The organism is Runella sp. R0.1_18, from assembly GCF_057652155.1.
This window is the reverse complement of sequence record NZ_JBYFCK010000005.1, coordinates 364,944-378,567: the sequence shown is the minus strand read 5'-3', so window position 1 is coordinate 378,567 and position 13,624 is coordinate 364,944. Positions and strand designations below refer to the sequence as shown.

The following is a 13,624-nucleotide window of genomic DNA, read 5'->3' as shown; positions in this document are numbered from 1 at the left end:
AAACACAACAATGAAAAAGCAACTTTCAAAATTGAACTTAAAGACTGACAAAGTAGTAAACTTGTCAAAAGACAACAGCCAAGGCGTCGTAGGTGGCCGTCCGCAATCGAACCCTACCTCAAAACACTACTGCTACTCAGATTTATGCTCATTTACTTGCGCATCTTGGAGCTGCTAATTTTTCTTTCCATTCACTTACAGCCAAAAAATCAATAGCAATGAAAAAGCAAATGTCGAAACTCAGCCTGAAAACCGACAAAGTCGTATCGCTTTCAAAGACCCAACTTCAAGATGCTCAAGGAGGTGCCGTGCCTTTTACGCAGAAAAAAACTTGTTTTTGCTTGTAGTAGCTAGCTTTTAGCGGTCTTATGTGGCAGCCATCCTTCTTTAGGATGGCTGCTTTTTTATAACCAATATTCGCTTTCTTACGGTGGCTTGCCTACGCTTCAAGAGAGATTTATGACGGTTTAGCAAAATTGATTTTAGACCCTGAGAAAGTTCAATGAATTTTAAGCCTTACTCATCTAAGTTAACCATGACAAGTGTTTATACGCTTACTTCGGAGGATTTCTCCGCCAACTGTAGAACTATTTTAGATCGAATCTATCAGCATATTGCGGGTCAGCCAACCGATGGGCACGCGTCGCTGTTGGGGGGGCAAATGGGCTATGCCTTGTTTGAGGCGTATTATCACCGCCATTTTGGAATCAAAGACGATGGACGAATTTGGGAACGGGTGTCATCGAGCCTCAATGATGTTCAAGAAGGCAAACTCATTCATTCGTTTGCGGGTGGAATCGCGGGGGTCGCGTGGGGCTTTTTGCATTTATTCAACGAAGGCTTATTGCAAGACGACGAAACAGACCCGCAGTCGATTGTCGAAGACCTCGACGAAGGGTTGTTTGAAAGTGCGATGTTGTTGTTGGCCGACGGTAATTTTGACTATTTGCACGGGGCGCTTGGCGTGTGTTTGTATTTTTTGGAACGAACCCCCAGTCCTAAAATAACTTCGTACATCGACCACATTGTCGAACAGCTATCGTTGGTAGCCGTTCGTTTTCCAAGTGGTAGCATTACGTGGGAGTTTGATGATTTTGGCCGTCGAGGCGCTTCTTCGCCTCCTTTGTATAATTTGGGGTTGTCGCACGGAACCGCCAGTATTGTGGCTATTTTAACACTTCTTTACGAAAAAGGCCATGCACCAGCTCTTTGTAAAGAACTGATTGCGGGGGCGCTTCGGTGGATGTGGAACGTTCGTAATAAAAGTGCGCAATCGGTGTTTCCGAGCGTAATTCAGGCCAATGCGCCCGACCAAGAGAGCCGCCTTGCGTGGTGTTATGGAGATTTGGGCATAGCCAATACGTTTTTGTTGGCGGGGCAAAAACTCCAAAACGAATTTTGGGTCGAGATTGCCGAACAAACGATTACCCGCGCAGCGGCGCGTCGAGGCCGTGATGTGGCGATGAAAGACGCGGCACTTTGCCACGGCACTTTGGGGGCGGCGTATCTCTTTGGAAAATTTGCCAAAGCTTTTCCACAACACCTGCTGGGAGCAACAGAAGCTCATTGGCTCTCAAAGACATTTGACTACGTCCAACCGACTGAGAGCAACGACGTTTTTTTGAGTTATAACGGCGAGAGATACGAATCAAACTTATCATTACTCGACGGAGAGGCTAGCATTGGCATGGCGCTTTTGACGTATTTGGGGGCGCCAAGGGCTTGGGAACGGTTTCTGTTGTTGTTGTAAAAATTGGTAAATCGCTTCCGTAGCAAAATGACACTGCTTAATGGCAAAAAACCACGCTTCGCTCCCCTTTTTTTGAGTCAGGCAGACAGTCTCGCTAGTTTTACTAAAAAATCAGCCACAGTCATGTCAACTACCTATTTTTCAACGGCCTTTGTACGAGTGCCTCTCGCGGGGAGCGAAGCAATTGAAAACATTGATTGGGAAAAACTCAGCTGCCAGCTCACCCAGCCAGCTTTTTTGGAAGCACTCTATATTGCTTCTCCCGCTTTGTATGAAGAAGTAACAAAACTGGACTTTACGCAACGTCCTGACGAAAAATCGAAGCGAATCATTTATTCCCTCATCAAATACTTAGCTCGCTATTCAACCCGCTGTACGCCTTTTGGGTTGTTTGGTGGGTTCGCTACATTACCCATTTCAAACGCGCCTACTGAAGTACGTATAGAGAATATCGGTATCCCTCGTAAGGTTACCCGCCTCGACATGAACTACCTCTGTGCGTTGACCCAAGACCTTGAAAAACACCCTGATATTAAGCCTTTCCTTAGGTTTTACCCCAATACCAGTTTGTACAGTATCAACGGCCAATACCGCTACGTGGAGTATCGGTACAACGGCGGCGGAATGCGCGTTCATCACTTGAGTAGCGCCGAGCAGTCGGAATACTTGGAGGCAGTGCTGGCACGGGCTCAAAAAGGAGCGTCACTATATAACTTGGCCGAAGTGCTTGTTTCGGAAGAGATTACGCCCCAAGAAGCCCTCGAATACGTCGAAGACGTGGTAGCTTCGCAGCTACTGGTGAGCGAGCTAGAACCTGCGCTTACGGGCGGTGACTTTTTGGCACAAATCATCGGGACGCTTCAAAAGATTGCGGAGATTGAAACTTCGGAACATTTAATAGCAATTTTGGGCCTTCTGGGCGAGGTTCAGCAGGCATTGGTTGCCATTGAGCAATCGGGGAGCGATTATGGTAGCGTCAAATTTGAAAAAGTTGAAGCCCTATTAAGCCAACTTCCGACGCCATTTGACCGTAAAGTGCTGTTCCAAATAGATACATATTTACCCGAACTTTCAGGCCAATTGAACCGTGGTTTACTGAATAAATTAGCTTCCAAAATCCCTACTTTATTAAAACTGTCGCCCGCAGGAAACCCGATGCTCGACGAATTTCGTAATCGGTTTTATGAAAAATATGAAGACGAAGAAGTTCCTTTTGTATTGGCCCTCGACCCCGAAGTGGGCATTGGGTATCCTGGAGGGCAAGCCAAAAACGATATTTCGCCTTTGGTGGAAGGCGTGTGGGTGGGTAGCAACCATCCATCCAATCAAACCCTCAATATTCCGCCTGAACACAGCTATTTGTTGCAAAAAGTAGCCGAAGCCCAACTGACAGGTACGTACGAAATTTGTCTCAAAGAAGAAGACCTGCGTGCCTTAGAAGTACGTCAGCCGCAGTTGCCGCTTACCAACACGGCCATGTTTTCGGTGATTCGTGAGGAAGGGCGGGAGAAAATTGTACTCGATACCTTTGGCGGTACTACGGGAACGTTTTTGCTCGGGCGCTTTGGCCATACCGACGCCTCGGTGTTGGCGTTGCTCAAAGAAATTAGTGCCGCCGAAGACCGCAGCGTGCCCGAGGTGATTTTTGCGGACATTGTCCACTTGCCCGAAGCTCGGACGGGTAATGTCATCATTCGCCCTCAGTTAAAAAATTACCAAATTCCGTTTTTGAGTAAAGCCTCCACGGCGTCTGAATTTGAAATCGCGCTTTCGGATTTGATGTTGAGCGTACGGGGTGGGACTATTTTTTTACGGTCAAAATCACTGAACAAAATCATCGTTCCGCGTTTGTCCAATGCCCATAATTTTTCGGGCACTCAGTCATTGGATACGTACCACTTTTTGTGTGCTTTGCAATCGCAGCACGTGCGCTCAGGACTCAGTAATTTTACGGGTAGTTTTGCGCAGTTGTTTATGTTTATTCCGCGTTTGGTACTCGACAACATTGTGTTGGCCGAAGCCCAGTGGAGTTTTAAAGAACAGCACGTAAAGGCGATGGTAGCGGCGTTTAAAAATAATCATTGGCCTGCGTTAAAAGCCGAAATTGAAGCGTGGAGAGCGCAGTATTCGGTGCCGAGATACATCTGTTTGACGCAGTTTGACAACGAACTGTACGTTGATTTAGAAAACCAATGGATGGTCGAAACCTTCTTAAATGAAATAAAATCGCTCGAGCAGTTCAGCATCAAAGAGTTTTTGCACCGTGCCGATTCGTCGGTGGTGCAGTCGGGGCGGGGCTGGCACACCAATCAGTTTGTTGTTGCTTTTGACAATACCGCTTCGTATGCTACAGTCTCGGCAGCCTCCCCTGCGTTGCCCGTGCGGAACACCACTCAAACTACGCGTAAATTTTTTACAGGTTCGGAGTGGCTCTATTATAAAGTTTATACGGGTATCAAAACCGCCGACCGCCTTTTGACCGAGGTGCTTTATCCTCTGACGGAACGCTTTAAGGCTAACGGTTGGACCGATAAGTTTTTCTTCATTCGCTATGCCGATCCGAACGTGCATTTTCGTTTGCGTTTTCATTTGGCAAATCCTGTGCACATTGGGCAGGTAGTGCAAGAGCTTCACGATGCCTTGGCGCCGTACATGGCCAACAAAACCGTCACGTCGGTCGTAAACGATACCTACAACCGAGAATTGGAGCGATATGGAAGCAATTCTATTGACGCCATTGAAGACTACTTCCACCTCGATAGTGACACTATTCTGCGGTTTTTGTCGATGATTGACGGCTCTGAAGGCGAAGAATGTCGCTGGCGTTTTGGCATGAAACTTACCGACGACCTGCTGACGGCATTCGGGTTTGGTTTAAAACAAAAAATGGAGTTTACCGAAAAACGTGCTGCCGATTTTGGCCGTGAGTTTGGGTACAATGCTGGGTTGAAAAAACAGCTGGATGCCCGTTACAAAGACGTTGAACCTGCGCTCCAAGAACTATTTGCGTTGGCGAATCCCGAACACGAGTTTTTCTACGAATTGTCAAACCAACGTACCGAGGATTTGCAGTTGATGATTGAGTACGTTCGGATGTTGCACGCGCAGTCGGAGTTGCAAATTTCGTTGGAAGACTTGCTGGCGAGCTTGGTTCACATGAACATCAATCGCCTGTTTCGTAGCCAACAACGCTTGGTGGAATACATGGTTTTTTACCACCTTCATAAATATTATCGCATCAACTACGGACGTAACGTATTAGCCAAAAAAACAGCCGATTCCAACGTAATAGCCCAATGAAAGACTTCACAAAAACCATTTTTGGTGGTAAAATGAGTTCCTATGGATTAGTTGACCGCTTCCCCCATATTCAACAGGGGGCGTCGATGGACTGTGGTCCTACCTCGTTGGCCATCATTTTTCGGCACTATGGCGTTGATAATGTCAAGCATTTGTTTACGCAGTTGGCCGAAATCAATCAAGAAGGGACGAGCTTATACGCCTTGCTCGAAATTGCCGAAAATTACGGTTTCAAAGCCGAAGGTTATGAGCTGGATTACGACTATTTACAGCAGATTCAGCTGCCCTGTATTGCCCATTATGAAGGGCAGCATTTTGTGGTGATTTACGAAGCCCACGACAACTATGTACGTGTTTCTGACCCTGCTTTTGGAAAAGTTCGTTATTCCAAAGAAGAGTTTACCAACAAATGGAGCGGGATTGTGCTTGAGCTTAAACCCACCGAGGCATTTTTTCAAAACAAAGAACTAGAAGAAGCGGGTAAAAAGCACAAAGCAGAAACTACCTCTATTTTTCGCCAGATTTATTGGCCCATTATCAAAGAAAACAAGCGAGTTTTGGGTGAAATCTTACTATTTTCATTGCTGCTCGAATTGGTAGGGTTAGTGATGCCGCTTTTTACTCAAACCATGCTCGACGACGTACTGGTCAACCAAAATAAAAAGCTGATGCTGGGGCTGCTGGTAGGGCTTGGGTTGGTGTTTGTCGTGCAAGTCATTCTCACCTACACGCGTAGTATGCTCATGGTGCATTATCGGTTTCGGTTTGAGGTCGATTTTATGACGAAATTTTTTGACCGCCTCATTTCGCTCAAACAAAAATACTACGATAGCCGCAAGCGGGAAGAGTTTATGTCGCGCTTTCAGGAAGGTATTGGGATTCGGCAGCTCACCAATCCCATGATTATCCAAAACTTCCTCGACATCTTTTTCATGCTTATTTATTTCCCCGTGTTGTTTGCCTTTAGTGGCTCGCTGGGGCTTATTTCTTTGGTATGTTTTTTAGCTTACTGTGTTACCACTGTTTTCTTCATTCCCATTGTCAAAAACCTCCGTTCTAAAGTGTATCACAAAAACCAAGCATCGTTGGGAGGCTTCTTGGATACCCTTTTAGGAATTAAGACGGTCAAGTTATTATCCCTCGAAAAATACAAATTGGTAAAGTGGAAGCACCTTCACCGCGAGTCCATCAACTCAGTGATGCAAGATGAGCAAAAGCAAATCCTAATCAACTCTCTTCAGCGCCTTATCTTTATTTTTAGCCAAATTGCGGTGTTTTGGGTGGGAGCTTATCAGGTGTTTACGGGTCAACTGAGCATTGGGCAATACATGGCGTTTTCTTCGATTTTTATGACCCTGATGAACTCCGTCAATAGCGTAAGTACACTTTGGATGATGATGACTCAGCTGACGGTGAGTTTTGAAAAAGTCAACGAAATTTTCTTAGAAGAGCGCGAAACGAGCAATTACCAAGAACAAATCAATGCCTGTTCGAGCAAAGTTGTAAAGTTTGAAAATGTATCATTTCGGTATAGTCAACGCGATGAAAAGTACCAATTGCGCAATATTAACTGCGAAATCAAAAAAGGAGAGCGCATTGGTATTGTGGGTCGAAATGGCGCGGGGAAATCAACTTTTGTGAAACTACTCGTAGGGCTTTATCCCGAATACGAAGGGAAAATACGTTTTGATGGCGTTGAGCTTCGTGAAATCAACCCCAAAGTGCTGCGCAGCCATGTACACATGTTCCCGCAGGATACGTACATTTTCAACGATACCATCAAAGAAAATATCCGCTGTGCCAACCTCGCTGCTTCCACGGAAGAAGTCGTTGAGGCTGCCAAGCTGGCTGATTTGCACCATTTTGTTAAAGGCAACCACCTCGGATACAACCAAATGGTGGGCAATTTTGGCGGAAACCTTTCGGGCGGACAAGTACTCAAAATTGGTTTTGCACGCTTGTTTATTTGCCCTGACCCTGACATTATTATTCTGGACGAAGCGAGTAGTGCGTTGGACGTAGAAACTGAGCGTACCATCTTAGAAAATATCTATAAACGTTTTGAAGGTAAAACCATCATTTCGATTGCGCACCGCCTGCATACACTCAAAAAAGCCGACCGTATCTTGGTGTTTGACGATGGAATGATTTCCGAACAAGGCAAGCACGAAGAGCTCATTGCGCAACGCGGCATTTACTATGATTTTATGAAAACATACATTGATTATTAATTAGCATCAGCCATGAACAATCCTGCATTTCAAGATCTTCAAGCCACGCAATACGAAGATTTGTACCACGTTGACGATGCGCCCGTGGCCGATTTGCGCGTCAAAGCCCTCAGCCGAATGGGGTGGTGGGTCGTTATTTTTGCCCTGACGGGCGTGTTAGCGGGCGCTCTGATTATTTTGCCCGATACCATCCAAACCCCCTTTGTGCTAAAATCAGAAGTGACCGAAGATATTTATCGTTTTCCATCGGCGGTGTATGTGGAGCGGGTACATGTTCATAATGGTCAGCAAGTAAAGGCAGGCGATACGATTCTCGAAATCAGTGCTCCTGACATTGCCGCATTAACAGCAGACCTGATTTCTGCCCAAGCCAATTTGAAAAGTTTTGAGCAGTTTAAATCAGTGGCAACGCAAAATGAACGGCAGATTATCGAAGTCAATATTCAACGGATTCGAGAAGAAATTGCGTTGAAAAAATCGCAGTTAGCCATCGCCGAGCAAAAATGGGCGTCGGAATCACAAAAATTAACCCACGAAGCCCAAGAAATGAAACGCCTTTTTGTGGTAAATCAAGATTTATACAAAAATGGAGACGTGAGTAAAAACGAGCTTAATCAGCACGAAACCAACGCTTTGCGGGCTAAAAATGCCCAAGAAATAGCGTACCAAAGTTATTTAGAGAACCGTAATCTACTTCAGCGTGACATCGCCTCTAAAGAACTGGAAATAAGTGGCTTAGAAAAACAAATTGCCAAAAATAACAATGACCATTTGCTGGAAGGCGACCGCCTCAAAGGAAGTTATTCGTCGGTGCAGCAGCGTTTGAAAGGGACGTACGGAGTTTTTGAAACGACGGCCGACAACCATTTGCTCTTAAAAGCCAAGCACAACGGCACGGTTTCATTTGTGTTTGAAGGTGATAAAGAAGTAGCTCCAAGCACCATTTTGCTCAAGATGATTTATGAAAACGCTCCTTTGTACGCTTATACTCAGGTCAATTCGTCGCAAATTGGTAAAGTAAAAGTGGGACAAGAAGTCGTGATGAAGCTGGATGCCTACCCCGTGTATGAATGGGGAGGCGCTACGGGCATCGTATCAGAGGTATCGCTGACGCCCAATGAAAAGGGACTGTTCAACGTGCGGGTACAAGTCGAAGACCTACAAAAACTGCGCGGCCGCCTCAACATTGGGATGCAAGGGAAAGCCAACATTGTGACGGATGAACGCACGATTTTTGGGTACTTGTTCCGCAAGTTTCAAAAAACAACGTCCGAGTTAGTTGAGTAGGTATTTTAGAGAAGTTAGCCACCTTACTCAAAATTTTGTTATTTTTGGGCAACGTTAGTCAACAACACACTCGTCCCAAGCATGGAAAAATTAGACTGTCTCAATCAAGTCGCTGAATTTCACCGTACCTTCAAACATCCTATTCTCTCTACTCCCCAAATTCCTTCTGAAGACCGTTGTAAATTGCGCGTTGCCCTTATCGCCGAAGAGTTAAAAGAATTGGAAGTAGCTATTTTAGAAAAGGATATTGTTGGGGTGGCCGACGCACTTGCCGATATTCAGTATGTATTATCAGGAGCAGTGCTTGAATTTGGTTTGGGGGAGCAGTTCAAAGCATTGTTTGACGAAGTGCAGCGCTCCAACATGAGCAAAGCTTGCAACACCGAAGAAGAAGCCCAAGCAACCGTAAAACACTTCCAAGACAAAGGCACGGAATGTTATTATGTCGAAGATGCAGGGAAGTATTTGGTGTACCGTACCGCCGATAACAAAACGCTCAAATCTATTTTTTATTCACCTGCCGATTTGGAAGGTGTCTTAAAATAATAAATTATGTCGTTTAAGAAACTTGTTTGGCATGGAGTTTGATGTCAAATTAAGTATAATAATAGAGTAGGGTAATTTGGCATTAGCCCCGTTCCATTGGAGCGGGGCCATGTTTTTTTATAAGGGTAACTCATTGAGTCGCATTTAATAAAAAAGGCCGAACCAAAGTTCGGCCTTTTCAGACATCAATCTCAATTTATAAAAAATTAACCCACCAGTTCTTAATTTAGGACCTCCTCAAGGGGAGTATATGTGAGGCCCCACGCATCGGCAACGGCTTTGTAAACAATCTTACCGTTTACGACGTTTAGACCTTTTTTCAATTCTTCGTTTTGTGCACAAGCTTGTTGCCAACCTTTGTTTGCCAATTGGATTGCGTACGGCAAAGTCGCGTTGGTCAATGCAAGTGTCGAAGTATAAGGTACGGCACCTGGCATGTTAGCTACGCAGTAGTGAACAATACCGTCGATTTCGTACGTTGGATTCTCGTGCGTAGTCGGCGTACATGTTTCGATGCATCCGCCTTGGTCAACGGCTACGTCCACCAACACCGTTCCTTTTTTCATCAATGAAAGCATATCGCGTGTGATAAGGTGTGGTGCTTTCGCGCCAGGAATCAATACCGCTCCTACGATAAGGTCAGACTGACTTACCAATTGACGAATGTTGTACTCGTTCGACATGACGGTATCGGCATTGGCAGGAAGTACATCTTCCAAATAACGTAGGCGATTGAGGTTTACATCCACAATCGTCACGTTTGCGCCCAAGCCTGTTGCCATTTTAGCGGCTTGTGTTCCTACAATACCACCGCCCAAAATCAGCACATTGGCAGGTTTTACGCCTGCTACACCGCCGAGCAAAATACCGCGTCCGCCCATTGGTTTTTCCAAATATTTGGCACCTTCCTGAATCGCCATCCGACCTGCTACTTCCGACATAGGTACAAGAAGTGGCAACGAGCGATCCGCTTTTTCTACGGTTTCGTAGGCCAAACATACGGCGTTACGTTCAATCATTGCGTGCGTCAAAGGCTCTGACGATGCAAAGTGAAAGTACGTAAACAACAATTGATTTTCTTTGATTAATGCGTATTCCGACGCAATCGGCTCTTTCACTTTCACAATCATTTCGGCGATTTCGTACACCGCTTCAATGGTTGGAAGGATAGTCGCACCTGCTTTTTCGTATTCTGAATCTTCAAATCCGCTACCTACCCCTGCCGTTGACTGTATATAAACGGGATGGCCATTTTTACGAAATTCTGCTACTCCTGCGGGAGTTAACGCTACGCGGTTTTCGTTGTTTTTAATTTCCTTAGGTACGCCGATAATCATTGTCGTAATTGGTTTAGAGTAAGTGTCAGAATGTTGATTTTTGGAATACGATACAAAATTACGGGGAACGAAAATATTTTCTGTTATTGAAAAATAAATAAGAAAATAAAACTTATTAATCAAAAAAAAGATGAAAAATTTCTATTATTGGGCTAAATTTTGATTGAAAGACGAAAAATATTCGCCCCCTTTATTATGGTTCATCTTGACGATACCGATTTGCAGATTTTGAGGTTACTACAAACCAATGCACAGCTGACAATCAAAGAGATTGCGACGCAGATTAATCTCTCCATTACGCCCGTTCATGACCGTATCAAAAAACTGGAACGGGAAGGAATTATCGAAAAATACGTGACGATGCTAAACCGTAAAAAACTAAATAAAGGTTTGGTGGTTTATTGTAACGTAACGCTCGATAAACAACAGCACGAAAATTTTCGCGAGTTCAACGAAGCCATGCTCCAAATGCCTGAGGTGGTAGAATGCTGCGTCGTGTCGGGGACGTTTGATTACCTCATCAAAATCGTAGCGACCGACGTGGAGAGTTACCACGCCTTTTACCAAGAAAAACTGGCCAGTTTTAAAGCCATTTCGCACATAAGCAGTTTTTTTGTGATGTCGGAAGTGAAAAGCACGACGGCCATACCGATATGATACTTCAATCCATCAATAACATCGCCGAACTCTGCGCCCGAAAAGGAGTTCAAAACGTAGTCATTTCACCTGGCTCGCGGAGTGCGGCGCTTACCTTGGCGTTTGCGCGTCATCGTGGCATAAAAACAAAAGTAATTCCCGACGAACGAGTGGCGGGTTTTGTCGGTATGGGTATGGCACAGTACAGCGGCCAGACGGTGGCCTTGGTATGTACCTCTGGCAGTGCAGCTTATAACCTTGCCCCTGCGGTAGTGGAGGCGTTTTTCCAAGAAATACCATTGCTGGTTTTGACCGCCGACCGCCCCAAAGAATGGATACATCAACAAGATGGGCAAACAATTTTTCAAAATGAGTTGTACGGCAAGCACGTCAAAAAATCGTTTGAATTACCCGCGGATTATGCTCATCCTGATGCAAATTGGTACATCGAACGCGTGCTCAACGAAGCGATCAACCTTTCCCAAGCGTATCCCAAAGGCCCCGTACACGTCAATGTGCCGATTCGGGAGCCGTTTTACCCCACAGCCAACGAAAAAATTACCTACGACCGCAACGTTCGATTGGTCGAGCGACTTTCGACACAACCGACCCTTTCTCCCGAAACGTGGCACCGTTTGCAAGGGGAGTTTGAAAATACGTCTCGCGTATTGATTGCGGTGGGACAGCTTCCACCCCAATCGGCTTTATGGAAGGTTTTGAAAGAATTTAGCGAAGAAATGGGCGTGCCTGTGTTGGGAGATATTATTTCAAACATTCCTGCCGATGATGCTTTTGTTCGTCACCATGATGTGTGTTTACGACCAAAAAATCACGAACAATTGGCTGATTTACAGCCTGATTTGTTAATCACCGTGGGGGATTCGTTTATTTCTAAAAACCTGAAACTGTTCCTTCGCAAGTTTGCTCCCGCGCGCCACTGGCACATCAAACCCACCGAGCAGTTGGTAGATACCTTTCAAACCCTGTCGTTGCAGGTACCTGTGGAACCAGTTTATTTCTTTCAAAAATTGCTGGAGGATATTGATTATCAGCAGTTTGTGCATCAAGATGATGACAGTGAGGAGCGTGCTCAATACCGCGAAAAATGGTTGCAAGCCGACCGTAATGCCCAACGGAAACTTGCACAGTTTTTCCGTCAAGAAAAGCGTTGGAATGAATTTACGTTGGTTGATTCACTCATGCGTTTGTTGCCCGAAAATTGCGTCTTGCATTTAGCCAACAGTATGCCCGTGCGTTATGCAAACTTAGTGGGCACAAGCACCCAAGTTGAAGTGTTTGCAAATCGTGGTACAAGCGGGATTGATGGTTGCACAAGTACGGCCGTCGGTTCGGCGATGATGACCGATAAGTTGGTGTTTTTGCTGACTGGCGATGTCTCGTTTTTTTACGATCGCAACGCGCTTTGGCATCCACATATTCCTGAAAATCTGCGCATTGTGCTTTTTAATAATAACGGTGGAAATATTTTTAGGCTGATTGATGGGCCATCGGCACAACCTGAATTAGAACAATATTTTGAAACGCGCCACCATACATCGGCACGTAATGCGGCAGAAGATGCAGGCGTAGCCTATTTTGCTTTGGATAATAATACGAATAATCACCAAGACATGATGGCGGCTGTTTTGACTGGGACTGTCAAAGAAGACGCATTTGAATCCATCTGGAAGCAATTTTTGGTTCAAGATGGCAAAGCCAAACTGTTAGAAATTTTTACCGATCCCGTGACGAATGGAAATGTTTTTGAGGCGTATCGAAAAATGAGCTAGCTTGAACATTTAACTGTTTTGAAATAAGATAATGTCCCAAAGAGGGTGGATTGATTCCCAAGAATTTCCACCTCCTTAAAACCTGCTTTTTGCATTAAATCGGGGAGTTTTCCTTTGACGTTATCGTTGGTGGTATAAAAATTATCAAACACCTGTAACACAAAAAATAAAAACCTCATCAGTGTGGTTTCTGATTTCCCCCAATCCGCAATGTGCAACTCTCCTTGTGGTTTTAGTACCCGATTGATTTCTTTAAAAGCCGTTATTTTCTGGGCAGTAGTCAAATGATGAAATACCCAAGAAGATAAAACCTTATCAAAGGCACAATCGGGGAAAGGGAGGGCGGTTCCTTCGTATGCTAGCAAGGTAATTGCTGACTTTTTTTGACTTATTTTCGTTTGAGCGATGGCCAATATCTGCGGGTCGGTATCTAAGCCAATAACTGTAGCACTGTTACACTGCTCTTCGATGAGTAGCGTCAGGGTGGCAGTACCGCAGCCAAAGTCTAATACTTTTTCATTCGGACGAAGTTGTGCTTGGTGAATCAAACGATTTTTGACTTTCAGCTCAGGCATGGTCAATCGGATAAACCAATCGTAGAAGGGTGTTAGAAAGTGATATTTGAGGGCTGGGATGTAGGTTGTGGGCATCAATTTTGGTGAGGTTGTGGGTATAATAGACAAATAAATGACTCATATTGCAGTAATTGCAAAACCTGATGTACTTTATTTCAGAAAATAAGCAATC

Annotated in this window: 11 protein-coding genes; 9 read left to right on the top strand and 2 right to left on the bottom strand. The window is 44.9% G+C overall.

What is annotated here, in order from left to right:
* Window positions 1-10 precede the first annotated feature (10 nt).
* From AC23P2_RS11990 to AC23P2_RS11960, 7 genes are all read left to right on the top strand, one after another.
* Window positions 11-178 (top strand): class I lanthipeptide, encoded by a 168-nt coding sequence (locus AC23P2_RS11990; RefSeq protein WP_472491054.1) that lies wholly within the window; start codon window positions 11-13, stop codon window positions 176-178.
* Between the two features lie 40 nt (window positions 179-218).
* Complete coding sequence (locus AC23P2_RS11985; RefSeq protein WP_472491052.1) at window positions 219-347, top strand: class I lanthipeptide; 129 nt, start codon at window positions 219-221, stop codon at window positions 345-347.
* A gap of 188 nt (window positions 348-535) precedes the next feature.
* The gene (locus tag AC23P2_RS11980; protein ID WP_487773414.1) at window positions 536-1,750 is read left to right on the top strand and encodes a lanthionine synthetase LanC family protein; all 1,215 of its coding nucleotides are present in this window, start codon (window positions 536-538) and stop codon (window positions 1,748-1,750) included.
* A 123-nt stretch (window positions 1,751-1,873) separates the two neighbouring features.
* Window positions 1,874-5,050: a lantibiotic dehydratase gene (locus tag AC23P2_RS11975; RefSeq protein ID WP_487773413.1), complete on the top strand. Its 3,177-nt coding sequence runs from the start codon at window positions 1,874-1,876 to the stop codon at window positions 5,048-5,050.
* On the top strand, window positions 5,047-7,281 hold the full coding sequence (locus tag AC23P2_RS11970) for a peptidase domain-containing ABC transporter (RefSeq protein WP_487773412.1): 2,235 nt from the start codon (window positions 5,047-5,049) through the stop codon (window positions 7,279-7,281). Before AC23P2_RS11975 ends, AC23P2_RS11970 begins: the two co-directional genes overlap by 4 nt.
* A gap of 12 nt (window positions 7,282-7,293) precedes the next feature.
* Entirely contained in the window at window positions 7,294-8,568 is a 1,275-nt protein-coding gene (locus AC23P2_RS11965) for an HlyD family secretion protein (protein WP_487773411.1), read from the top strand.
* 81 nt (window positions 8,569-8,649) lie between these two features.
* Window positions 8,650-9,114 carry a pyrophosphohydrolase domain-containing protein gene (locus AC23P2_RS11960; RefSeq protein WP_122934042.1) on the top strand — a complete coding sequence of 155 codons (465 nt, stop codon included), beginning with the start codon at window positions 8,650-8,652 and terminating at the stop codon, window positions 9,112-9,114.
* Between the two features lie 221 nt (window positions 9,115-9,335).
* Here AC23P2_RS11960 and ald read toward each other — a convergent pair whose 3' ends face one another.
* Window positions 9,336-10,451: an alanine dehydrogenase gene (gene ald / locus AC23P2_RS11955; RefSeq protein WP_487773410.1), complete on the bottom strand. Its 1,116-nt coding sequence runs from the start codon at window positions 10,449-10,451 to the stop codon at window positions 9,336-9,338.
* A gap of 195 nt (window positions 10,452-10,646) precedes the next feature.
* Between ald and AC23P2_RS11950 the strand changes: the two genes are divergently transcribed.
* The gene (locus AC23P2_RS11950; RefSeq protein WP_122934045.1) at window positions 10,647-11,108 is read left to right on the top strand and encodes an Lrp/AsnC family transcriptional regulator; all 462 of its coding nucleotides are present in this window, start codon (window positions 10,647-10,649) and stop codon (window positions 11,106-11,108) included.
* Entirely contained in the window at window positions 11,105-12,877 is a 1,773-nt protein-coding gene (gene menD, locus AC23P2_RS11945; RefSeq protein ID WP_487773409.1) for a 2-succinyl-5-enolpyruvyl-6-hydroxy-3-cyclohexene-1-carboxylic-acid synthase, read from the top strand. The genes AC23P2_RS11950 and menD overlap by 4 nt, the downstream gene beginning before the upstream one ends.
* Here the strand turns inward: menD and AC23P2_RS11940 are convergent.
* Window positions 12,874-13,527 (bottom strand): class I SAM-dependent methyltransferase, encoded by a 654-nt coding sequence (locus tag AC23P2_RS11940; protein ID WP_487773408.1) that lies wholly within the window; start codon window positions 13,525-13,527, stop codon window positions 12,874-12,876. The genes menD and AC23P2_RS11940 overlap by 4 nt on opposite strands.
* Window positions 13,528-13,624 lie beyond the last annotated feature (97 nt).

Excerpts from the sequence above, each read along its gene's own strand:
- AC23P2_RS11965 (WP_487773411.1), top strand. The coding sequence starts at position 7,294 with ATGAACAATCCTGCATTTCAAGATCTTCAAGCCACGCAATACGAAGAT.
- AC23P2_RS11975 (WP_487773413.1), top strand. The coding sequence starts at position 1,874 with ATGTCAACTACCTATTTTTCAACGGCCTTTGTACGAGTGCCTCTCGCG.
- AC23P2_RS11970 (WP_487773412.1), top strand. The coding sequence starts at position 5,047 with ATGAAAGACTTCACAAAAACCATTTTTGGTGGTAAAATGAGTTCCTAT.
- AC23P2_RS11980 (WP_487773414.1), top strand. The coding sequence starts at position 536 with ATGACAAGTGTTTATACGCTTACTTCGGAGGATTTCTCCGCCAACTGT.
- AC23P2_RS11990 (WP_472491054.1), top strand. The coding sequence starts at position 11 with ATGAAAAAGCAACTTTCAAAATTGAACTTAAAGACTGACAAAGTAGTA.
- AC23P2_RS11950 (WP_122934045.1), top strand. The coding sequence starts at position 10,647 with ATGGTTCATCTTGACGATACCGATTTGCAGATTTTGAGGTTACTACAA.
- AC23P2_RS11985 (WP_472491052.1), top strand. The coding sequence starts at position 219 with ATGAAAAAGCAAATGTCGAAACTCAGCCTGAAAACCGACAAAGTCGTA.
- AC23P2_RS11960 (WP_122934042.1), top strand. The coding sequence starts at position 8,650 with ATGGAAAAATTAGACTGTCTCAATCAAGTCGCTGAATTTCACCGTACC.
- menD (WP_487773409.1), top strand. The coding sequence starts at position 11,105 with ATGATACTTCAATCCATCAATAACATCGCCGAACTCTGCGCCCGAAAA.
- ald (WP_487773410.1), bottom strand. The coding sequence starts at position 10,451 with ATGATTATCGGCGTACCTAAGGAAATTAAAAACAACGAAAACCGCGTA.
- AC23P2_RS11940 (WP_487773408.1), bottom strand. The coding sequence starts at position 13,527 with ATGCCCACAACCTACATCCCAGCCCTCAAATATCACTTTCTAACACCC.